This window comes from Citrobacter koseri ATCC BAA-895 (genome assembly GCF_000018045.1).
GTDB classification, from domain to species: domain Bacteria; phylum Pseudomonadota; class Gammaproteobacteria; order Enterobacterales; family Enterobacteriaceae; genus Citrobacter_B; species Citrobacter_B koseri.
Map to the genome: position 1 here is coordinate 4,171,410 of NC_009792.1, position 21,551 is coordinate 4,192,960.

Annotated in this window: 19 protein-coding genes and 1 other RNA gene; 7 read left to right on the forward strand and 13 right to left on the reverse strand. The window is 52.9% G+C overall.

Features of this window, described 5'->3' with window-relative positions; translation table 11 throughout:
• Positions 1 to 4: 4 nt before the first annotated feature.
• The 12 genes from tdcG to garL form a co-directional block, all read right to left on the reverse strand.
• A complete protein-coding gene (tdcG, locus tag CKO_RS19245; protein WP_012135249.1) occupies positions 5 to 1,369 on the reverse strand; it encodes an L-serine ammonia-lyase in 1,365 nt (454 codons plus the stop codon).
• 100 nt (positions 1,370 to 1,469) lie between these two features.
• Complete coding sequence (locus CKO_RS19250; protein WP_012135250.1) at positions 1,470 to 1,865, reverse strand: enamine/imine deaminase; 396 nt, start codon at positions 1,863 to 1,865, stop codon at positions 1,470 to 1,472.
• A gap of 13 nt (positions 1,866 to 1,878) precedes the next feature.
• The gene (gene pflB, locus CKO_RS19255; RefSeq protein WP_012135251.1) at positions 1,879 to 4,173 is read right to left on the reverse strand and encodes a formate C-acetyltransferase; all 2,295 of its coding nucleotides are present in this window, start codon (positions 4,171 to 4,173) and stop codon (positions 1,879 to 1,881) included.
• A gap of 32 nt (positions 4,174 to 4,205) precedes the next feature.
• On the reverse strand, positions 4,206 to 5,414 hold the full coding sequence (tdcD, locus tag CKO_RS19260) for a propionate kinase (protein ID WP_024130974.1): 1,209 nt from the start codon (positions 5,412 to 5,414) through the stop codon (positions 4,206 to 4,208).
• 31 nt (positions 5,415 to 5,445) lie between these two features.
• Positions 5,446 to 6,777: a threonine/serine transporter TdcC gene (gene tdcC / locus CKO_RS19265; protein WP_012135253.1), complete on the reverse strand. Its 1,332-nt coding sequence runs from the start codon at positions 6,775 to 6,777 to the stop codon at positions 5,446 to 5,448.
• A gap of 34 nt (positions 6,778 to 6,811) precedes the next feature.
• Positions 6,812 to 7,801 carry a bifunctional threonine ammonia-lyase/L-serine ammonia-lyase TdcB gene (tdcB, locus tag CKO_RS19270; RefSeq protein ID WP_012135254.1) on the reverse strand — a complete coding sequence of 330 codons (990 nt, stop codon included), beginning with the start codon at positions 7,799 to 7,801 and terminating at the stop codon, positions 6,812 to 6,814.
• 103 nt (positions 7,802 to 7,904) lie between these two features.
• The gene (gene tdcA / locus CKO_RS19275) at positions 7,905 to 8,843 is read right to left on the reverse strand and encodes a transcriptional regulator TdcA (protein WP_012135255.1); all 939 of its coding nucleotides are present in this window, start codon (positions 8,841 to 8,843) and stop codon (positions 7,905 to 7,907) included.
• 615 nt (positions 8,844 to 9,458) lie between these two features.
• Complete coding sequence (locus CKO_RS19280) at positions 9,459 to 9,752, reverse strand: hypothetical protein (protein WP_024130975.1); 294 nt, start codon at positions 9,750 to 9,752, stop codon at positions 9,459 to 9,461.
• Between the two features lie 67 nt (positions 9,753 to 9,819).
• An RNA gene (rnpB, locus tag CKO_RS22815) (RNase P RNA component class A) lies at positions 9,820 to 10,198 on the reverse strand.
• Positions 10,199 to 10,230: 32 nt separating this feature from the next.
• A complete protein-coding gene (gene garK / locus CKO_RS19285; RefSeq protein WP_012135257.1) occupies positions 10,231 to 11,376 on the reverse strand; it encodes a glycerate 2-kinase in 1,146 nt (381 codons plus the stop codon).
• 96 nt (positions 11,377 to 11,472) lie between these two features.
• On the reverse strand, positions 11,473 to 12,363 hold the full coding sequence (gene garR, locus CKO_RS19290; protein WP_012135258.1) for a 2-hydroxy-3-oxopropionate reductase: 891 nt from the start codon (positions 12,361 to 12,363) through the stop codon (positions 11,473 to 11,475).
• A gap of 28 nt (positions 12,364 to 12,391) precedes the next feature.
• Entirely contained in the window at positions 12,392 to 13,162 is a 771-nt protein-coding gene (gene garL, locus CKO_RS19295; RefSeq protein ID WP_024130976.1) for a 2-dehydro-3-deoxyglucarate aldolase, read from the reverse strand.
• A gap of 409 nt (positions 13,163 to 13,571) precedes the next feature.
• Here garL and garD point away from each other — a divergent pair, with 409 nt between their 5' ends.
• Positions 13,572 to 15,143 (forward strand): galactarate dehydratase, encoded by a 1,572-nt coding sequence (garD, locus tag CKO_RS19300; RefSeq protein ID WP_012135264.1) that lies wholly within the window; start codon positions 13,572 to 13,574, stop codon positions 15,141 to 15,143.
• Positions 15,144 to 15,201: 58 nt separating this feature from the next.
• On the opposite strand, the gene CKO_RS19305 is transcribed toward garD, so the two are convergent.
• A complete protein-coding gene (locus CKO_RS19305) occupies positions 15,202 to 16,011 on the reverse strand; it encodes a DeoR family transcriptional regulator (RefSeq protein WP_012135265.1) in 810 nt (269 codons plus the stop codon).
• Positions 16,012 to 16,278: 267 nt separating this feature from the next.
• Between CKO_RS19305 and kbaZ the strand changes: the two genes are divergently transcribed.
• From kbaZ to nagA, 6 genes are read left to right on the forward strand one after another with little or no spacing between them, the layout of a single operon-like run.
• Positions 16,279 to 17,556 (forward strand): tagatose-bisphosphate aldolase subunit KbaZ, encoded by a 1,278-nt coding sequence (gene kbaZ / locus CKO_RS19310; RefSeq protein WP_012135266.1) that lies wholly within the window; start codon positions 16,279 to 16,281, stop codon positions 17,554 to 17,556.
• Positions 17,557 to 17,574: 18 nt separating this feature from the next.
• On the forward strand, positions 17,575 to 18,048 hold the full coding sequence (agaV, locus tag CKO_RS19315; protein WP_012135267.1) for a PTS N-acetylgalactosamine transporter subunit IIB: 474 nt from the start codon (positions 17,575 to 17,577) through the stop codon (positions 18,046 to 18,048).
• Positions 18,049 to 18,058: 10 nt separating this feature from the next.
• Complete coding sequence (agaW, locus tag CKO_RS19320) at positions 18,059 to 18,838, forward strand: PTS N-acetylgalactosamine transporter subunit IIC (protein WP_012135268.1); 780 nt, start codon at positions 18,059 to 18,061, stop codon at positions 18,836 to 18,838.
• On the forward strand, positions 18,828 to 19,706 hold the full coding sequence (gene agaE / locus CKO_RS19325; protein ID WP_012135269.1) for a PTS N-acetylgalactosamine transporter subunit IID: 879 nt from the start codon (positions 18,828 to 18,830) through the stop codon (positions 19,704 to 19,706). Before agaW ends, agaE begins: the two co-directional genes overlap by 11 nt.
• Positions 19,707 to 19,723: 17 nt before the next feature.
• Entirely contained in the window at positions 19,724 to 20,158 is a 435-nt protein-coding gene (gene agaF / locus CKO_RS19330; RefSeq protein ID WP_012135270.1) for a PTS galactosamine/N-acetylgalactosamine transporter subunit IIA, read from the forward strand.
• Positions 20,155 to 21,288, forward strand: a complete 1,134-nt coding sequence (gene nagA, locus CKO_RS19335; protein WP_012135271.1) for an N-acetylglucosamine-6-phosphate deacetylase — start codon at positions 20,155 to 20,157, stop codon at positions 21,286 to 21,288. Before agaF ends, nagA begins: the two co-directional genes overlap by 4 nt.
• Positions 21,289 to 21,551 lie beyond the last annotated feature (263 nt).

Here is a 21,551-nt window from a genome sequence, read left to right on the forward strand (position 1 = left end):
CACCTCAGGTACAAACGACCTTAATCGCCAGCCCACCGCGCGAAGTCTCGCGGTACTTATCGTTCATATCCTTGCCGGTTTCATACATCGTCTCGATCACTTTATCGAGCGACACCCGTGGCTCAGATGTTCGCCGCAGCGCCATTCGCGCCGCATTCACCGCTTTTACCGCATTAATCGCGTTACGTTCAATGCAAGGAATTTGCACCTGCCCGGCCACCGGATCGCAGGTCAATCCCAGGTTGTGCTCCATCGCGATTTCCGCCGCAATGCAAACCTGCGATGGACTACCGCCCAGCAGTTCCGTCAGCCCTGCCGCCGCCATCGAGCAGGCGACGCCAACTTCCCCCTGACAGCCCACTTCCGCACCGGAGATAGACGCATTCATCTTATACAGCGCGCCAATCGCGCCCGCAGCCAGCAGATAGCGGGCAATCGAGTTGGCATTCACCGGACGGCGGAACTTATCGTAATAGGCCAGTACAGCTGGAATAATGCCGCATGCGCCGTTAGTTGGCGCCGTTACGACCCGTCCTCCTGCCGCGTTCTCTTCACTGACGGCCAGCGCAAACATGTTGATCCAGTCGATAACGTTCATCGGGTCGCTGGAGAGGCTGTCGCTGGAGACCAGCAGACGCCTTAACGCAACGGCGCGACGCGGCACATTCAGCGGCCCCGGCAGTACGCCCTCGGTGTTCATGCCGCGTTCAATCCCGGCGTGCATCACATCCCAGATGCGCGCGAATCCGGCGTCAATCTCCTCTTTGCTGCGCAACGCCAGCTCGTTTTGCATCATCAGGCCAGAGACCGAAAGCCCGTTTCGCTCACACAGTTTCAGCAGTTCGCTGGCCGAGTGAAAATCATAAGGTACTGGCGTTTCGACATCATGCGCCTGCCCGAAACGCTCCTCTTCGACGATAAACCCGCCGCCGATGGAGTAATAGGTTTTGCTCAACAGCGTCTCTTGCCCGTTCCATGCCGTAATACGCATCCCATTTTCATGGCGCGGTAGCGTTTCGGCGTGAAAGAGAATGCTGTCTGCTACCGGGAAATCAACAACGTGCGCTCCCTCGGCCACCGGCAGGCGTCCACTGCGCGTTACGTCTTCAATAAAGGTGGGAATCGCGTCGATATTCACGTTTTGCGGGCTGTTGCCTGCCAGCCCCATCATGATGGCGGTATCCGTCGCATGACCTTTCCCGGTCAGCGATAACGATCCATACAGATCAACCGTAATACGCGTCGTGCGAAGTAAATCACCCTTGCTGGTCAGTTGATCGATAAAACATTTTCCTGCATTCATCGGCCCTACGGTATGGGAGCTGGAAGGTCCAATGCCAATCTTAAAAATATCGAATGCGCTAATCATATCCAGAACCTCGGATTGCCGTTCAGTGGAGACCAGACATCAAATAGTTTCACACTCGTTTTTGGGATCGGGGCGATCCTGACGATCGCCCCGCAGGGGGTTACAGCGTATCGCCACGCACCGCGATAGCTTCAATCTCCAGCTTCACATCCTTCGGCAAACGGGCGACCTGCACACAGCTGCGCGTAGGGTAAGTCGCCTGATGCTCATCAAAGAACTGCTGATACACCTCGTTGATGGTGGTGAAATCGTTCAGATCGGTAATGAACACAGTGGTCTTCACGATATCGCCCACTTTCAGGCCCGCAGCTTCCACAATCGCTTTGACGTTTTCCAGGCTCTGACGCGCCTGATCGACGACATTTTCCGCGACCTCGCCCGTTTGCGGGCATACCGGGATCTGACCTGAGGTCAGCACCATACTGCCCAAATCCACACCCTGTACGTAGGGGCCGATGGCTCCCGGTGCATGTTGGGTGGCAATAATCTTTCTCATAGCGCCTCCGGCGTTATATCGCCTGGGTAAAGGTACGTGAAATCACATCCTGCTGTTGCTCGCGGGTGAGCGCATTAAAGCGCACGGCGTAGCCGGACACGCGGATCGTCAGGTTCGGATAGCTTTCCGGGTGCTCGATGGCGTCCAGCAGCATTTCACGGTTCATCACGTTGACGTTCAGGTGCTGACCGCCTTCCACATGCGCTTCATGATGGAAGTATCCGTCCAGCAGGCCGACCAGATTGGTTTTCCGCACGCCGTCATCTTTGCCCAACGCCGCAGGCACAATGGAGAAGGTGTAGGAAATCCCGTCTTTGGCATAGGTGAACGGCAGTTTCGCGACGGAAGTCAGCGAAGCGACAGCGCCTTTACGGTCACGGCCGTGCATCGGGTTCGCACCCGGCGCGAACGGCGTACCGCCACGACGTCCATCCGGCGTATTCCCGGTTTTCTGGCCGTACACCACGTTCGAGGTGATGGTCAGAATGGACTGTGTCGGCACCGCGTTGCGGTAGGTTGGCAACACTTTAATTTTCTTCATAAAGCGTTCAACCAGATCGCAGGCAATGCTGTCCACGCGCTCGTCGTTGTTGCCGTACTGCGGATATTCGCCTTCGATGACAAAATCGACTGCCAGCCCGTTATGGTCGCGCACCGGTTTCACCTTCGCGTACTTGATGGCGGACAGCGAATCCGTCGCCACGGACAGCCCCGCGATGCCGCATGCCATCGTGCGATAAACGTCACGATCGTGCAGCGCCATCAGCGACGCTTCGTAGCTGTACTTGTCGTGCATGTAGTGGATGATATTCAGCGCGCTGATGTACTGCACCGCCAGCCAGTCCATGAAGTGGTCAAGGCTCTCCATCACCGTGTCGTAATCCAGCACGTCATCCATTAATGGCGCCGTTTTCGGCCCGACCTGGATTTTCAGCTTCTCATCCACACCGCCGTTGATTGCATACAGCAGCGTTTTAGCGAGGTTGGCGCGGGCGCCGAAGAACTGCATCTGCTTACCGATGACCATTGGGCTGACGCAGCAAGCAATGGCGTAATCATCGCTGTCAAAGTCAGCGCGCATCAGATCGTCATTTTCATACTGCAAAGATGAAGTGACGATCGACACCTGTGCCGCATACTTTTTAAAAGCGACCGGCAGCGCTTCTGACCACAGCACGGTCAGGTTCGGCTCTGGCGCAGGCCCCATCGTGTGCAGGGTATGCAGATAGCGGAAGGAGTTTTTGGTCACCAGCGTGCGGCCATCCAGCCCCATACCGCCGATCACTTCGGTTGCCCAAATCGGATCGCCGGAGAACAGCGTGTCAAATTCCGGCGTGCGCAGGAAGCGCACCATGCGGATCTTCATGATGAAGTGGTCGATCAGTTCCTGCGCCTGTTCTTCCGTTAAGATCCCGGCTTTGAAGTCTCGCTCAATGTAGATGTCGAGGAACGACGCGGTACGGCCCAGCGACATTGCGCCGCCGTTCTGCGATTTCACCGCTGCCAGATAGGCGAAGTAAAGCCACTGGACGGCTTCCTGCGCGTTACGCGCCGGACGGGAGATATCGCAGCCGTATTTGGCGGCCATTTCCTGCATTTGCAGCAGCGCACGACGGTGTTCGGCCAGCTCTTCACGCAGGCGAATCGTCGCTTCAAGGTTCTGCCCCCACTCCAGATTTGACTGGAGATCGGCAAACTGCAACTCACGCTCGCGCACCAGATAACGGATACCGTACAGCGCAACGCGGCGATAGTCGCCGATAATACGCCCACGACCGTAGCCATCCGGTAAGCCGGTCAGCACCCCGGATTTACGGCAGCGCAGCATATCCGGCGAATACGCGTCGAATACACCCTGGTTATGGGTTTTACGCAGCTCGGTAAACTGATATTCAAAATCAGCATCCATTTCACGACCATACGCCTGGAATGAGCTTTTGATCATATTGATGCCGCCAAACGGATGCAGCGCGCGCTTGAGTGGCTTATCGGTTTGCAAACCGACGATTTTTTCCAGCTCCTGCTCAATATAACCCGCGTCATGGGCAGTAATGGTGGTCGCAATGTTGGTATCGAAATCGACTGGCGCATGCGTCGAGTTTTCAATACGAATACCCGCCATAACTTTTTCCCACAATGCGGTAGTCGCAGGCGTGGCTTCCGCGAGGAAGGATTCATCTCCCTCATAGGGTGTATAGTTGTGCTGAATAAAATCACGGACATTAATTTCTTCTTTCCAGTCCGTACCTTTAAAGCCAAGCCAGGCTTCGGCATACAGCATATCGCTGGTATCGATATTTACCTTCATGAAAAATAGTCTCTCTACAGAACAACAATAAATTATGCAAATTCCACAGGTGCGTTAACTTTGCCTAAATGAATAGCGTCGAGGGCAATCATTTTTTCTTCATTCGTTGGAATGACGGCACAAATAACGTTGGTGTCTTTGCTGGAGATAATTCTTTCACCGTGAGAATTAGGCAGGCTATTCATCTCGTGATCTAATTTCACGCCCAGAACAGCCAAATGTTCAATGACCAGGCGGCGAATTAACACGGAGTTTTCGCCAATCCCCCCGGTAAAAATAATACCGTCCAGACGGTGTAACGATGCGGCATGCCCGGCAATGTGGCGGGCAATACGGTGCACAAAGGTTTTAATCGCCAGTTGCGCACGTTCATGCCCTTCATGCCAGGCTTTTTCCAGTACACGTAAGTCAGATGACAGACCGGAAATCCCCAGCAAACCAGACTCTTTATTCACCACGCGTTCCATATCGCCCAGCGTCTGGTTGGTTTCGCTGGCAATCCACGCCATCGCGCCGAAGTCCACATCGCCGCTGCGGGTGCCCATCATCAGCCCTTCCAGCGGGGTCATCCCCATAGAGGTATCGACGCTTTGACCGTTACGAACGGCACAGATAGAAGCGCCATTGCCCAGATGCGCGACAACCAGACCCGAGTCCTCTTCCTGTAACGCAAGAAGGTCATGCGCACGTTGCGAGACATAGCGGTGCGAGGTGCCATGAAAGCCATAGCGCCGGACGCCCAACTCCTCAAAATATTTCCACGGCAAGCCGTACAAATACGCTTCAGGCGCCATCGTTTGATGGAAGCTGGTATCAAATACCGCCACCTGCTGTACGCCCGGGAAAAGATGCTGAGCCGATTCAATTCCGCTTAAATTGGCGTAATTATGTAACGGTGCTAAAGGAGAAACCCGGCGGATATTCTCGATAACTTCATCCGTAATAATGGCTGATGCCGTAAAGATATTTCCGCCGTGGGCAATACGGTGGCCAATTAAGGCCACGCTGTCGATTAAATTACGTTTTTCCAGTTCAAACGCAATCGCCTTTAATGCGCCTTCGTAGCTGTGGTGAGCCAGCTTAGCTGGCTCTCCTCCATTTACGGATAAAAACGCATCTTCAGAATTAATACCGTCCGCAATTCCTGCCATTAACACATCGCAATGGGTTGCATCCAGTACTGAAAACTTAATGGAAGACGATCCACAGTTAATCACCAGAACTACCGGAAATTCATTCATTTCACTACTCCGCTCATCCTGAGCTAAAGGATTAGAACAGTTTGTACACGATATTCAGGATGGTCAGCAGACCAATCACGGTCACAAACACGTTATCCAGACGACCACGGTATTTCGCCAGTGACGGCGCTTTACGGATGGCGTACATCGGCAGCAGGCAGAGCAGCGAGGCAATGATCGGCGCACCCATTGCTTCAATCAGGTCCAGGATGTTCGGGTTGGCGTATGCCACAACCCAGGTGGAACCCATGATGAAGATCATGCTGATGGTGTTGAGTTTGCCCAGTGAAACTTTGGTTTTATCGCCTTTGTAACCAAACTTCAGCACCAGACCGTTCAGGCCTTCCAGCGTGCCCAGATAGTGACCGAAGAACGATTTGAAGATAGCGACCAGTGCGATGATGGAAGCCCCGTACTCCAGAACCGTAGCAAACGTTGATTTAGTGCCAGACAGCGACGCAAAGTGGTTCGCCAGATATGAGAGCACCGGAATGTTCTGCGCTTTCGCATCCGCCATGTTGGCCGGAGAGAGCGTGAACAGGCAGCTGAAGGCGAAGAACATCACCACGGCCACCATCAGCATGCTGGCGCGGGAGATGATCTGTGAACATTTACGCTCGGTAAATTCACGACCAAAGTCTTTCTCATACTCTTCACGTTTGGAAACCACGAAAGAAGAGACGATAGGCGAGAAGTTAAAGGAGAACACCATGATGGAGATACCCAGCCACACGGTAACCAGAATGCCGTCATGCCCGGTTAACGCGATATTGCTGAGATCCACCTGATCGATAACCGCAGAGTTCCAGTAAGGGATCAGCGACAGAGAGATCAGCACCAGGCTGGCAATGAACGGCCATACCAGGTAGCTCATCACTTTAACCATCAGGTCTTTACCAAACCAGATAACGAAAGCCATCAGCAGCAGCAGGAACAGCGCCACAAAGCCACGGTTAAGCGCCGGCATCTGCAACTGGTTTTCCCAGAAGGTCATAAAGGTGTTGGTAATGGTTACGCCATAAATCCACAGCAGCGGACAGATAGCGAAGAAGTACAGGAACGTGATGACCACGCCGCCTGTTTTACCAAAGTGCTCTTCTACCGTTTCTGTGATGTTGCCGGAAGGGTTAGAACCGGAAAGACACAGGCGCGCCAGCGCACGGTGGCAGTAAAACGCGATGGGGTAGGCCAACACCAGCATCAAAAGAATCGGGATCAGCCCGCCAAAGCCTGCGCGAATAGGGAAGAACAACACCCCGGCGCCGATGGCAGTACCAAATAGTCCCAGTGTCCATGTGGTGTCCGATTTACGCCAGGACGACTGTTTTGTCTGGCTGGATACAATGCTATCAGTAGTACTCATATCCTATCCTCAACGAAAAGATTAATAGCCGGGTTTAAGCGTCAACTAAGCCCGTAATTTGCGATACACGAGAAAGATCGATATTGCCGCCAGAAATAATGCTGACCGTTTTTCTGTTCTGGATATAGCTATCTAATTTCCCGCTTAATAATGCGGCACATGCCAGTGCGCCAGCGCCTTCAGTGACGACTTTATTGCGCTGAATTAATGCAATCATGCTGTTACGAATTTCATCTTCGCTGACCAGGACAATGTCATCCACTAATTCACGAACAATCTCATACGTTAAATTACCCGGGCGAGAAACATCACAACCATCCGCCAGGGTGCCGGTCGTTCGGTGAGTGGTTATTTCTCCTGCATGATAAGATGCCGCCATGCCGTGTACGTTTTCGGACTGTACGCCAATAACTTTAATTGTCGGGTTAATGGATTTAATAGCAATCGCAACACCGGCAATCAGACCGCCGCCGCCAATTGGTACAATGACGTTATCGACATCATACAGATCTTCCATAATTTCCAGGCCAATCGTTCCCTGCCCGGCAATCACTTTCGGATCGTCATAAGGTGGAATAAAAATGCGGCCTTCAGTCTCAACAATTTCGCTCACTTTGGCGATGGTATCGTTGAAGTTGTCACCGTGCAGCACCACTTCAGCGGAGTAGTCGCAGGTGGCCGCCACTTTGGACTTCGGCGCGCCTTTCGGCATCACGACTTTGCCGTCGATACCGAGCATCGCGCAGGAGAGAGACACCCCTTGCGCATGGTTACCGGCAGAGCAAGCCACCACGCCTTTACGTTTTTCTTCTTCCGTTAATGAACTGAGTTTGTTAAACGCACCGCGGATTTTAAAAGAGCCCGTGCGTTGCATATTTTCGAACTTAAGGAATATTTCGCCTTTGCAGCGCTCGCTGAAATAGTTAGAGCGCGGCATACCTGTTTTATAAATTTTCCCCGCAAGTCTTTTTTTCGCTTCGAGGATATCTTCAATCGCAACCGGGAGATCGTATGTAATATGCATTATAACCTCTTAACCTGGGTATTAAGGTAAAATAAATAGTCAGTACCAACGTCCGATATTCAGACAGATGGCATCAGTTTTTGATTAAATTAAATTTAATCCGTTACTTAATTTCTATTAATTGCTTTCGTCTGCAACCATTATAAGATGAATATTCTTTGGCTAATTCCACCAAAACCGATGCTGCTTTTTTAATCCGATAGTTTTTAGACCAGATCGCGGCATAACGCGCGACCGGTAAATCTTCCTCTACTGGAATCGTAATAAACTGGTTTGAACCGAATGGAGATGTCATATCGCAGGGAATGACGGTCAGAAAATCAGCATTGAGAACAAGATTATAAATAGTGACAACGGAATCTGTTTTAACGATGTTTTCACTGCTGATGCCATTTCTTTGTAACTTGGTGAGGAGTTCGCTGTAGTAGCCCATATTCGTTTGTGGCAACACCCACTGTTCGTTCTGCAACGATTCCAGTGTGGTGATGCCGGTGCATGTTCGGGACTTACTGGCCACCAGGACAAACTCTGACTCAAAAAGCGGTTCCACGTGTAGATCCTGTAGTTTCATCTCATCACTGAGCGTGCCGATAGCGAAATCCAGGCGTCCGTCGCGAATCGCGGGCAGGAACGAGGAGAGCTGCGCTTCATACATCGACACCTGCGCTTTTGGGAACACCTCTTTAAATTTATGAATCATGTCAGACATAAAGGTAAAGCCAATCAACGAAGGAAAACCAAACGAAACGTCGACCACCGTGTTGCAGGTCATGCTGTTCATCTCGTTCACCATGTTTTTCATTTCACGGGTGATGGATTCAGACCAGGTAAGCAGCACCTGACCTGCGCTGGTTAACGTGACACCGGTATTTTTGCGAACGATTAACTCAACGCCAAAATAGGCCTCAACATCATTGATAATTTTACTTACAGCAGGCTGAGTTAACCCTAACTCTTTTGCGGCAGAACCGATAGAACCACTTCTAATGACTTCCTGAAAGACCACCAAGTGCTGTGTTTTAGGGAGAAGAATAGTATTCATATCGACCTGCACTAATTACTTTGTTGACGGCATGAAGTGTACCAAATAAAGGTTACATGGTTATGTGCGACTACTCACAAATTAACTTACCTTACATTTTGTAAGCTTATTTTTTAAAAAATAAATCATTTATTATCAATAAGTTAAAAGAACATGACTGCACTTTATCATGATTTTTGTCAAAAAATCATGAGGGGATAACAATATTTTATGGCGATAACATATGCGTTTCATTCGCTATTTTACAAATTCGGGAAAGACGATAATTCAATCAATTATCGCATAATTAACACGCAGATTTACGTTTAAATTTAACGGACAATTAATCAAAAATAAGTACAATTACACCCTTATTGGGATTAAAGATTGTGGCATATCACATTTTTTCTTCTTATTTGTTTGTAAAAAAACATTACGCACACGAATATTTAATTCATTTAATACACACCATTATCATTACCAACAATATATTAACACTGTGATTGTCAATTTTTGTAGCGCGTAATTTTGTGATAGCGATCAACAGCCAATCTTTTATCCGGTTAAAAAATCACCACACAGCGTTTTGTGTTAGTGGTCACAGAACAAGAAATATCTTTTGGCGGGGAAATTATGTTACGCAGCGCGATCGGGCACCTTCTGCGGGGAATCCGCCGGATGGCGACGCTGGCGCGTCTTATCCGGCCTACCAAAGCGCTCAGCCACAGGACTGATAAGCGCAGCGCCATCAGGCAACGTACGCGGAGAATCCGCCGGATGGTGACGCTCACGCGTCTTATCCAGCCTACCAAAGCGCTCTGCCGTAGGCCTGATAAGCGCAGCGCCATCAGGCAACGTACGCGGAGAATCTGCCGGATGGCGACGCTCACGCGTCTTATCCGGCCTACCAAAGCGCTCCTGATAAGCCATCAGGCAGTACCGGGAAACCCAAACGCTATGAAAGCAAAAACCCGCCGAAGCGGGTTTTTACATGAAGAGGTGAAACTGACCGATAAGCCGGGTTCTGTCGTGGACAGTCATTCATCTAGGCCAGCAATCGCTCACTGGCTCAAGCAGCCTACCCGGGTTCAGTACGGGCCGTACCTTATGAACCCCTATTTGGCCTTGCTCCGGGTGGAGTTTACCGTGCCGCGAACTGTTACCAGCCGCGCGGTGCGCTCTTACCGCACCCTTTCACCCTTACCTGATCCCGCTTGCGCGGGCCATCGGCGGTTTGCTCTCTGTTGCACTGGTCGTGGGCTTGCGCCCCCCAGGCGTTACCTGGCACCCTGCCCTATGGAGCCCGGACTTTCCTCCCCTCCGCCCGTCTCCCCCGAAAGGGACGACGACGAAGCGGCGACTGTCTGGTCAGCTTCGGCGCGCAGTATAGAGGGTTTGCACGCCATTGTCACCCTGCACTGCGCATTCCTATCGCCAGCGTTGCGGCGATGTTTCGCGAGGCGCGGTAGATATTATCAAACGCGCCGCGAAAGGCTTCATCCAGCGTGCCAATGCGGGTAAGCACGCTGAACACGGCATCAATGCCATGCTGATGCACCACTCCCACATCATGCGTCAGACTCCCCGCGATCCCAATCACTGGCTTATGATACTTTTTCGCCACACTGGCGACGCCTATCGGTACTTTGCCGTGAATACTCTGGCTGTCGATACGCCCTTCGCCGGTGACGACTAACGCGCAGTCGTGGATATGTTCTTCCAGATTGAGCGCCGTGGTGACTATCTCAATGCCGCTGCGCAACTCTGCGCCGAGGAAAGCCATTAAGGCCGCCCCCATCCCGCCAGCCGCGCCCGCGCCGGGGACATTTTCCACATCCACGCGCAGCGACTTTTTAATCATGTCGGCATAATGAGCAAGATTGCCGTCCAGTTCATGAATGAGCTTTTCGGTCGCGCCTTTCTGCGGCCCAAAGATTCGCGACGCGCCATTTTCGCCCGTCAGTGGATTGGTCACATCGCAGGCCACCCGGATAGCACACGTTTTTAAACGCGGATCGAGACCAGAGACATCAATCGCATTCAGGCTGTTCAGGCTGCCGCCGCCGTTCCCAATTTCAGTACCGTTCGCATCCGTTAATCGGGCGCCCAGCGCCTGCACCATGCCCGCGCCGCCGTCATTGGTCGCGCTGCCGCCAATGCCGATGATAATGCTTCTGGCGCCGTGCTCCAGCGCATGCAGGATCAGCTCTCCGGTACCGCGCGACGTAGTAATCAACGGATTACGCTTTTCTGGCGGAACCAACGCCAGCCCGCTGGCCGCCGCCATTTCAATAAACGCGGTGCTGCCGTCCCCGGACATGCCCCAGTTGGCCATGACGGTCTCCCCCAGCGGCCCCGTCACAAAAGCGGTATACTGCGTTCCATGCGTGGCGGCAATCATGGCTTCGACCGTTCCCTCTCCGCCGTCAGCGACCGGGATAGAAACATACTGCGCATCGGGAAAAATTTCCCGGAATCCTTTTTCTATCGCCTGCGCAACTTCAGCGGCAGAAAGGCTTTCTTTATAAGAGTCTGGGGCGATTACGATTTTCATAGTTGTAGCCTGTTACTGCACAACGCCGGATGGCGTTTCACTTATCCGGCCAGGGTCATAGGCCCGGACCGCCGCGCGCGACCGGGCATGACGTCATTAGCGAGCGATTTCCACTTTCGCCAGTTTTTCGTAGTAGCAGGCCAGGGCGCTATGGTCGGCCGTGCCCAGACCATCGGCACGTAGCGCCTGCATCATTTCCATCACGGCGGCGGTCAGCGGCAGCTGCGCGCCTACGCCATGAGAGGTGTCCAGCGCATTCGCCAGATCTTTAATATGCAGATCGATGCGAAAGCCCGGTTTGAAATTCCGTTCCATCACCATCGGCGCTTTCGCATCCAGCACGGTGCTACCCGCCAGACCGCCGCGAATCGCCTGATACACCAGATCCGGGTTCACCCCCGCTTTGGTCGCCAGCGTCAGCGCTTCAGACATGGCTGCGATGTTCAGCGCGACAATCACCTGGTTAGCCAGTTTGGTCACGTTGCCCGCACCGATATCACCGGTATGCACCACGGAACCGGCCATTGCTTTTAGCAGATCGTAATATTTATCGAAAATCGCTTTATCGCCGCCAACCATCACCGACAGCGTACCGTCGATCGCTTTCGGCTCGCCGCCGCTTACCGGCGCATCCAGCATATCGATACCTTTTGCTTTCAGCGCATCGCTGATTTCACGGCTTGCCAGCGGAGCGATAGAGCTCATATCGATCAAAACGGTGCCTGGCTTCGCGCCTTCAATAATGCCGCCTTCGCCCAGCGCCACTTCTTTCACATGCGGCGAGTTCGGCAGCATGGTGATAATCACATCGCACTGTTCGGCAACGGCTTTTGCCGTGGTTGCGGTTTCTGCGCCTGCGGCAATAACTTCGGCAATCGCGTCAGGGTTACGGTCAGAAACCACCAGCGAGTAACCGGCTTTGAGGAGGTTTTTGCTCATTGGTTTACCCATGATGCCCAGGCCAATGAAACCTACTTTCATCGTCATAATCTTCTCTCTCTTGTTTCAGTGGTGGTTATTTCTTAAAGGCGTCAGCCAGCTTTTGCGTGGCGGAGCGGAACACGCCCAAATCGCTCCCCACGGCAACGAACGTCGCGCCCCATTCCAGATAGCGGCGCGCGTCGGCTTCGACCGGCGCCAGAATGCCGCACGGTTTACCGTGGGCTTTGGCGCGGGCAAAGATATGCTGAATGGTTTTCTGTACTTCCGGGTGAGAGGCGTTGCCGAGATGACCTAACGCCGCAGCCAGATCGCTTGGGCCGACAAAAATACCGTCAACGCCTTCAGTGGCCGCGATAGCATCAACGTTATCCACCCCCTGCTGGCTTTCGATCTGCACCAGAATGGTGATGTTCTTATTTGACTGGGCAAAGTAATCCGGCACGGTGCCAAACATATTGGCGCGATGGGAAACGGAGACCCCGCGGATGCCTTCCGGCGGATAACGCGTCGAGGCCACGGCGCGAACGGCTTCTTCTTCCGTCTCGACAAACGGGATCAGGAAGTTATAGAAACCGATATCCAGCAGACGCTTAATAATGACCGGCTCGTTCGTCGGCACCCGTACCACCGGCGCGCTGGCGCTGCCTTTCAACGCCATCAGTTGTGGAATAAAAGTTGAGATATCGTTCGGCGCATGTTCGCCATCCAGCACCAGCCAGTCAAAACCTGCCAGCCCTAACACTTCCGTACTGATGGGGTTTGCCAGCGCGGACCAACAGCCGATCTGAATGCGTTGCGCTGCCAGCGCAGCTTTAAATTTGTTCGGGAAGATATCGTTACTCATCATTTATACCCTGGATGAATCATTATTTATTTCCGCAATTCCGGGAGATATTTCGATTTGCTCATCTAAGGAATTACGCTGATATTTTATCGATAGCGGATAATGAAAGTCGTGAATCAGTATAATCATACTTACGCCGCTAAACATTGTTGTATTGCTCAATTTTAATATTCACAATGAATAATATTTTGAGCATTTGCACAACGTCATGGGCGGTGATGCACAGATTTGTACATTACTCGCCCAGCGCCCGTACCATCGGGAATAATGGCCGATCGCGATCACATTTTTAAACAAAAACTCCTGGCATTCTTTATTTAGCAGCAACGTATTTTTAATTCTGACAATAAAAAGCAGTTGTTCTCTTTAACACATTTATTATCACCACCTGGCTGGAGAATACTGGACAATGGCCGATATCGAAATTAGACAAGAATCGCCAACCGCGTTTTATATTAAAGTGCATGACACCGATAACGTGGCAATTATTGTTAATGACAATGGTCTGCAAGCCGGAACGCGTTTCCCGGACGGTCTGGCGTTGGTTGAACATATTCCTCAAGGGCATAAAGTGGCGCTGGAGGCGATTCCTGCTCACGGCGAAATCGTGCGTTATGGCGAGGTGATCGGCTATGCCGTTCGCGACATCGCACGCGGCAGCTGGATAGATGAGTCGCTGGTTGAGCTACCGAAAGCGCCGCCGTTACACACCCTGCCGCTGGCGACGAAAGTGCCGGAACCGCTGCCGCCGCTGGAAGGCTACACGTTTGAAGGCTACCGCAACGCGGATGGCAGCGTCGGCACCAAAAACCTGCTCGGCATCACCACCAGCGTACACTGCGTGGCGGGCGTCGTGGATTATGTCGTGAAGATCATTGAGCGTGACCTGCTGCCTGGATACCCGAACGTAGACGGCGTTGTCGGTCTGAACCACTTGTACGGCTGCGGCGTGGCGATCAACGCGCCAGCGGCCGTGGTGCCTATCCGCACCATTCATAACATCTCGTTGAACCCGAACTTCGGCGGCGAAGTTATGGTCATCGGCCTTGGCTGTGAAAAACTTCAGCCGGAACGTCTGCTGGAAGGCACGGAAGATGTGAAAGGGATTCCGGTGGACAGCGCCAGTATTGTGCGTTTGCAGGATGAGCAGCACGTCGGCTTTAAGTCAATGGTCGAGGATATTTTGCAGGTGGCCGAACGCCACCTGGCGAAGCTCAACCAGCGCCAGCGTGAAACCTGCCCGGCTTCCGAACTGGTGGTCGGAATGCAGTGCGGCGGCAGCGATGCGTTTTCCGGCGTGACGGCCAACCCGGCGGTGGGTTACGCCTCGGATCTGTTAGTGCGTTGCGGCGCGACGGTGATGTTCTCGGAAGTCACCGAAGTCCGTGATGCAATCCACCTTCTCACGCCACGCGCGATTAACGAAGAGGTCGGCAAACGCCTGCTGGAAGAGATGGCCTGGTACGATAACTATCTTGATATGGGGAAAACCGACCGCAGCGCCAACCCGTCGCCGGGCAACAAAAAAGGCGGTCTCGCGAACGTGGTGGAAAAAGCGTTGGGCTCTATCGCAAAATCCGGGCAGAGCGCAATTGTGGAAGTGCTGTCCCCCGGTCAGCGACCGACAAAACGCGGTTTAATTTACGCCGCCACGCCCGCCAGTGATTTTGTCTGCGGCACGCAGCAGGTCGCTTCCGGGATCACCGTGCAGGTGTTCACAACCGGTCGCGGAACGCCATATGGCCTGATGGCGGTTCCGGTAATCAAAATGGCGACCCGCACAGAGCTGGCGAATCGCTGGTTTGATTTGATGGACATCAACGCGGGCACCATTGCCACAGGGGAAGAGAGTATTGAGGACGTGGGCTGGAAGCTGTTCCACTTTATTCTGGACGTCGCGAGCGGTCGTAAAAAAACCTTCTCAGACCAATGGGGGCTGCATAACCAGCTGGCCGTGTTTAACCCCGCGCCAGTGACCTGATGACGAAAAAGGCCGGATGGGGATCGCATCACCATCCGGCCTTTTACAGATAACTGAATTACGCGTTCACCAGAATCACTTCAATACCGCTCTTGCGTAAACCTTCCAGACTGTCGACAGGAATACCTTCATCCACAATGATGGTATGAATACGCTGCGTATCAATGATCTTATGCAGACTGGAGCGGTTAAACTTCGTGGAGTCCGTGACGACAATGATGCGCTCGGCCACTTCACACATCCGGCGGTTAAGTCTGGCTTCATCTTCATTGTGCGTGCTGACGCCACGCTCTAAATCAATGGCATCGACCCCCAGAAACAACATATCGAAATGGTAATTCTGTAGCGACTGCTCTGCCTGGTCACCATAAAATGACTGCGACTGGCGGCGCAGATGCCCACCAGTCATCAGCAGTTCCACTCCCTCAGCTTCCAGCAATGCATTGGCGACATTCATGCCATTGGTCATGGCGATGATATCCGTATGCTGGCGCATCATGCGCGCGATTTCATATGTCGTGGTGCCTGAGTCAAGGATCACCCGGTGTCCGGGTTTAATCAGCGAAACCGCTGCCTGGGCGATACTGCGCTTTACAGCGGTATTGAGTGAACTTTTATCTTCCACCGAAGGCTCAATACCCGGAGTATTGCTGTCGCAAATTAACGCGCCGCCATACGCACGCACGGCAATCCCCTGTTTTTCGAGAAAAGCCAGATCGTTACGGATGGTCACGGTGGAGACGCCGAATAAGACGGAAAGATCGTTAACCTGTACGCTTCCCTGCTGTCGCAACCGCTGGATAATTTGCTCCCGCCTTTCGCTGGTAGCGGTAATGCGCTTATCCGCAGAAGAATCAGTACTGCTCATAAAAAATCCTTTAATCAAATCTTTCGTTTCATTTCGATTTTTCTATTAACGCCTTTCTTTTACTGGAATGCAAGCCCCCATACCTGCAAGCCATAAGACGACGTATCGCTGAAACCTTTCATTATGTTTCTTTTGTGAAACAGATCCGAAAACCAATATCTTTCGTTTTATTTTTATAGCGTCTTGCACCAGTATCAGATGAAACAAAATGAAAGACACTTGTCTTAAGCATTCAACCTGGAGAGGAAAGTGAAACATCTAACAGAAATGGTGGAGCAGCATAAACGAGGGAACACAAATGGGATTTATGCCGTTTGTTCTGCGCATCCACTGGTGCTGGAAGCCGCTATACGTTATGCCCATGCAAACCATACCCCACTGCTGATTGAAGCCACCTCTAACCAGGTTGACCAGTTCGGGGGTTATACCGGCATGACGCCCGCCGATTTTCGCGGCTTTGTTTACCAGCTGGCCGACTCACTTAATTTTCCACAATCACAGTTGATTCTGGGCGGCGATCACCTCGGCCCCAACCGTTGGCAAAATCTGCCTGCCGCCCAGGCGATGGCAAATGCGGATGATTTAATAAAGAGCTACGTGGCGGCCGGGTTTAAAAAGATCCATCTCGATTGCAGCATGTCCTGCGCCAACGATCCGATACCGTTAACCGATGAGATCGTTGCTGAGCGCGCCGCGCGACTGGCGAAGATCGCAGAAGAAACCTGCCGTGAGCATTTTGGCGAATCCGATCTGGTTTACGTGATCGGTACTGAAGTTCCGGTTCCCGGCGGCGCGCATGAGACATTGACTGAACTGGAAGTAACAACACCTGACGCGGCACGAGCCACGCTGGAAGCGCATCGTCATGCATTTGAGAAACAGGGACTGAGCGCCATTTGGCCTCGCATCATCGGGCTGGTTGTACAACCGGGCGTTGAGTTCGACCATACGCATATCATTGATTATCAACCGCAAAAAGCCATCGCATTGAGTGCAATGGTAGAAGCGTATGACACGCTGGTGTTTGAAGCGCATTCCACGGATTACCAGACGCCACAGTCGCTGCGCCAGCTGGTGAAAGATCACTTTGCGATTCTGAAAGTCGGCCCGGCCCTCACCTTTGCCCTGCGCGAAGCGTTATTCTCGCTGGCCGCAATTGAAGAAGAGCTGTTACCCGCCAAAACCAGCTCTGGTCTGCGCCATGTGCTGGAAAGCGTGATGCTCGATCGACCGGAATACTGGCAGAGTCACTACCACGGCGACGGCAACGCACGCCGCCTGGCGCGTGGTTATAGTTATTCCGATCGCGTTCGCTATTACTGGCCGGATCAGCAGATTGATGAGGCGTTTGCACGGCTGGTTCGCAACCTGGCGGATGACCCCATTCCACTGCCGCTCATCAGCCAGTATTTGCCGCTACAGTACGCCAGAGTGCGCGAAGGGGATCTCAACGCAACGCCGCGAGAGCTCATTATCAGCCACATTCAGGACGTACTACAGCAGTACCACGCCGCCTGCCAGGGCGTTACATCCCAAAACGCATAACAACGAAGAGGAAACGCTATGCCAAACATTGTATTGAGTCGAATTGACGAACGTTTAATCCACGGCCAGGTCGGCGTGCAGTGGGTTGGGTTTGCGGGGGCAAATCTGGTACTGGTCGCCAATGACGAAGTGGCTGAAGACCCGGTACAGCAAAACCTGATGGAGATGGTGCTGGCGGAGGGGATCGCCGTACGTTTCTGGCCGCTGCAAAAAGTGATCGACAATATCCATCGCGCTGCCGATCGACAGAAAATTCTGCTGGTCTGCAAGTCGCCAGCGGATTTCCTCAAGCTGGTGGAGGGCGGCGTTCCCGTAACACGTATCAATGTAGGCAACATGCACTATGCCAATGGCAAACAACAAATTGCCAAAACGGTTTCTGTCGATGCTAACGATATTACGGCATTTAATGGCCTGAAAACCGCCGGTGTCGAATGCTTCGTACAGGGCGTTCCGACAGAACCCGCTTTGGATCTCTTTAAACTACTCTGAGGGATTCACAATGGAAATCAGTCTGTTGCAGGCTTTTGCGTTGGGTATTCTCGCCTTTATCGCAGGCCTGGATATGTTCAACGGGTTAACGCATATGCACCGTCCGGTGGTGCTTGGGCCGCTGGTCGGCCTGATTCTGGGCGATCTGCATACCGGTATTTTGACGGGTGGTACGCTGGAACTGGTGTGGATGGGCCTGGCGCCTTTAGCTGGCGCACAGCCGCCAAACGTGATTATCGGCACGATCGTGGGAACGACGTTTGCGATTACGACCGGTGTGAAACCCGATGTCGCCGTGGGTGTCGCCGTACCGTTTGCCGTCGCCGTACAAATGGGGATTACCTTCCTGTTCTCAGTGATGTCTGGCGTAATGTCCCGCTGCGACCGTATGGCGGCTAACGCTGACACCCACGGCATTGAACGAGTAAACTATCTGGCGCTGCTGGCGTTAGGCATCTTCTACTTCCTCTGCGCCTTCCTGCCGATTTACTTTGGGGCGGAACATGCGAAAACCGCCATTGATGTGCTACCGGAACGTCTGATTGACGGGCTTGGCGTCGCAGGCGGCATTATGCCTGCTATCGGTTTCGCCGTACTGCTGAAAATCATGATGAAAAATGTCTATATCCCCTATTTCATCATCGGTTTCGTTGCCGCGGCCTGGCTCAAACTTCCGGTGCTGGCCATCGCCGCTGCGGCCCTCGCAATGGCATTGATCGACCTGCTGCGTAAATCTCCTGAACCGACTCAACCTGCGGCACAGAAAGAGGAATTCGAAGATGGCATCTAATCAAACCACGCTACCAAACGTCTCCGACACTGACGAGACGCTGCTGTCCGGCGTAAACGAAAACGTCTATGAAGACCAAAGTATCGGCACTGAACTGACGAAAAAGGATATCAACCGCGTGGCCTGGCGTTCCATGTTGTTGCAGGCTTCCTTTAACTACGAGCGTATGCAGGCATCTGGCTGGCTGTACGGTTTACTGCCCGCCCTGAAAAAGATCCATACCAACAAACGTGATTTAGCGCGTGCCATGAAGGGCCATATGGGTTTCTTCAACACCCATCCATTTCTGGTGACGTTTGTGATCGGCATTATCCTCGCGATGGAGCGCTCCAAGCAGGATGTGAACAGCATTCAGAGTACCAAAATTGCCGTTGGCGCCCCGCTCGGCGGAATTGGCGATGCGATGTTCTGGCTGACATTGCTGCCCATTTGCGGCGGTATTGGAGCCAGTCTCGCACTGCAAGGTTCTATCCTCGGCGCCGTCGTCTTTATTGTTCTGTTCAACGTGGTTCACCTCGGCCTGCGTTTTGGCCTGGCGCACTATGCTTATCGGATGGGGGTCGCGGCCATTCCGCTTATCAAAGCGAACACCCGGAAAGTGGGTCATGCGGCGTCTATCGTTGGGATGACGGTGATTGGCGCGCTGGTGGCAACCTATGTTCGTCTGAACACCACGCTTGAAATCAAGGCCGGTGATGCGGTTGTTAAATTACAGGCCGATGTTATCGATAAGCTCATGCCCGCGTTTTTACCGCTGGTCTATACCCTGACCATGTTCTGGCTGGTACGCCGCGGCTGGAGCCCGTTACGCCTTATTGGCATCACCGTCGTTCTGGGTGTAGTCGGTAAATTCTGTCACTTCCTGTAAAGACAAAGAGGTTTGAGATGTTAGGCATTATTTTGACGGGGCACGGCGGATTTGCCAGCGGGATGGAAAAAGCGATGAAGCAGATCCTTGGCGAGCAGTCGCAATTTATCGCCATCGACTTCCCGGAAGCATCAACGACCGCGCTGCTCACCTCACAGCTTGAGCAGGCCGTTGATGAACTGGACGACCGGGAGGATATCGTGTTTCTGACTGACCTGTTGGGCGGTACGCCTTTTCGGGTGGCATCAACACTGGCGTTACAGAAACCGGGACGGGAAGTGATCACCGGCACGAATTTACAGCTCCTTCTGGAGATGGTGCTGGAACGCGAAGGATTAACCAGCGAAGCCTTTCGCCAGCAGGCGCTGGAGTGCGGGCATCGCGGCCTGACCAGTCTGGTGGATGAGCTGGGACGCTGTCGCGAAGAAAACACCATAGAGGAAGGGATATGAGCCAGTTGCTGCGCGCCCGACGCGTATTGACCGAGCAGGGCTGGCTTGACGATCACCAACTCCGTATTGAGAAAGGCGTTATTGCGGCAATAGAGCCCGTTCCCCCAGGAATCACAGCGCGTGATGCAGAGTTACTGTGCCCGGCATATATTGATACGCATGTTCACGGTGGCGCAGGTCTGGATGTCATGGACGACGCGCCGGATACGCTCGATAAACTGGCGTTGCATAAAGCGCGCGAAGGCGTGGGCGGTTGGCTTCCCACGACGGTCACTGCACCGTTGGATGCTATCCGCAATGCGCTGGAACGTATTGCCCGACGCTGTCAGTCCGGCGGCCCCGGCGCGCAGGTGCTGGGTAGTTATCTGGAAGGCCCCTGGTTCACGCCGCAGAACAAAGGGGCTCATCCGCCTGAACTGTTTCGTGAATTGGATCTTGCCGAGCTGGACGACCTGATAGCCGTCTCACAGAACACCTTGCGCATCGTCGCGCTGGCGCCGGAAAAACCTGGCGCACTGCAAGCGATTCAACATCTCAAACAACGCGGCGTACGCGTCATGTTAGGCCATAGCGCGGCAACGTACGAACAGACCTGCGCCGCATTTGATGCCGGTGCAGACGGGCTGGTGCATTGTTTTAACGGTATGAGCGGATTACACCATCGGGAACCTGGAATGGTGGGCGCCGGGTTAACCGATACGCGTGCGTGGCTGGAGCTTATCGCCGACGGGCATCATGTCCATCCTGCGGCACTGCGTCTGTGCTGTGGCTACGCGAAAACGCGGGTTGTATTAATCACCGATGCGATGCGCGCAGCAGGTATGCCTGACGGGCAATATGATATTTGCGGCTACGACGTCGAAATGCGTGGCGGCATTGTACGCACCGCGTCCGGTGGGCTGGCGGGCAGTACGCTCTCGATTGATACCGCCGTGCGAAATATGGTCAAACACGCTGGCGCGACGCCAGAAGAAGCTATCCATATGGCCTCACTGCATCCTGCCCGCCTGCTTGGCATCGATCGCCAGTTGGGATCGATCGAGCCAGGCAAATGCGCCAGCCTCATCGCGCTGGACAATGGCCTGCATCTCCAGCGTGTCTGGATTCAGGGGCAGCCCTTCGCCTTGTAGACCTTTCATTCTCTGTCATATTGGCCTTAGACGTAACGTCATGAGGCCTTTCTTTTTCTTTCGCTAAGGAAATCCTTAGATAACGTAAGTTAAAGCCAACACGTTATATATCAATGAGATAACTACACCCTTCGTTTCATCGATCACATTTTTCGTTTTATTTCATTTTGCATCATTGAACTTTCGATTTCTTTTCTATAGATTTTATTTAACTGAACAGCAGAACAAGTGAAACAAAACGAAAGTCAAAGGCACAATACCAA

What these genes read in the sequence shown, in the direction of transcription:
- tdcG (WP_012135249.1), bottom strand. Translation starts at nt 1,369, where the DNA reads ATGATTAGCGCATTCGATATTTTTAAGATTGGCATTGGACCTTCCAGC.
- CKO_RS19250 (WP_012135250.1), bottom strand. Translation starts at nt 1,865, where the DNA reads ATGAGAAAGATTATTGCCACCCAACATGCACCGGGAGCCATCGGCCCC.
- pflB (WP_012135251.1), bottom strand. Translation starts at nt 4,173, where the DNA reads ATGAAGGTAAATATCGATACCAGCGATATGCTGTATGCCGAAGCCTGG.
- tdcD (WP_024130974.1), bottom strand. Translation starts at nt 5,414, where the DNA reads ATGAATGAATTTCCGGTAGTTCTGGTGATTAACTGTGGATCGTCTTCC.
- tdcC (WP_012135253.1), bottom strand. Translation starts at nt 6,777, where the DNA reads ATGAGTACTACTGATAGCATTGTATCCAGCCAGACAAAACAGTCGTCC.
- tdcB (WP_012135254.1), bottom strand. Translation starts at nt 7,801, where the DNA reads ATGCATATTACATACGATCTCCCGGTTGCGATTGAAGATATCCTCGAA.
- tdcA (WP_012135255.1), bottom strand. Translation starts at nt 8,843, where the DNA reads ATGAATACTATTCTTCTCCCTAAAACACAGCACTTGGTGGTCTTTCAG.
- CKO_RS19280 (WP_024130975.1), bottom strand. Translation starts at nt 9,752, where the DNA reads ATGGCTTATCAGGAGCGCTTTGGTAGGCCGGATAAGACGCGTGAGCGT.
- garK (WP_012135257.1), bottom strand. Translation starts at nt 11,376, where the DNA reads ATGAAAATCGTAATCGCCCCAGACTCTTATAAAGAAAGCCTTTCTGCC.
- garR (WP_012135258.1), bottom strand. Translation starts at nt 12,363, where the DNA reads ATGACGATGAAAGTAGGTTTCATTGGCCTGGGCATCATGGGTAAACCA.
- garL (WP_024130976.1), bottom strand. Translation starts at nt 13,162, where the DNA reads ATGAGTAACGATATCTTCCCGAACAAATTTAAAGCTGCGCTGGCAGCG.
- garD (WP_012135264.1), top strand. Translation starts at nt 13,572, where the DNA reads ATGGCCGATATCGAAATTAGACAAGAATCGCCAACCGCGTTTTATATT.
- CKO_RS19305 (WP_012135265.1), bottom strand. Translation starts at nt 16,011, where the DNA reads ATGAGCAGTACTGATTCTTCTGCGGATAAGCGCATTACCGCTACCAGC.
- kbaZ (WP_012135266.1), top strand. Translation starts at nt 16,279, where the DNA reads ATGGTGGAGCAGCATAAACGAGGGAACACAAATGGGATTTATGCCGTT.
- agaV (WP_012135267.1), top strand. Translation starts at nt 17,575, where the DNA reads ATGCCAAACATTGTATTGAGTCGAATTGACGAACGTTTAATCCACGGC.
- agaW (WP_012135268.1), top strand. Translation starts at nt 18,059, where the DNA reads ATGGAAATCAGTCTGTTGCAGGCTTTTGCGTTGGGTATTCTCGCCTTT.
- agaE (WP_012135269.1), top strand. Translation starts at nt 18,828, where the DNA reads ATGGCATCTAATCAAACCACGCTACCAAACGTCTCCGACACTGACGAG.
- agaF (WP_012135270.1), top strand. Translation starts at nt 19,724, where the DNA reads ATGTTAGGCATTATTTTGACGGGGCACGGCGGATTTGCCAGCGGGATG.
- nagA (WP_012135271.1), top strand. Translation starts at nt 20,155, where the DNA reads ATGAGCCAGTTGCTGCGCGCCCGACGCGTATTGACCGAGCAGGGCTGG.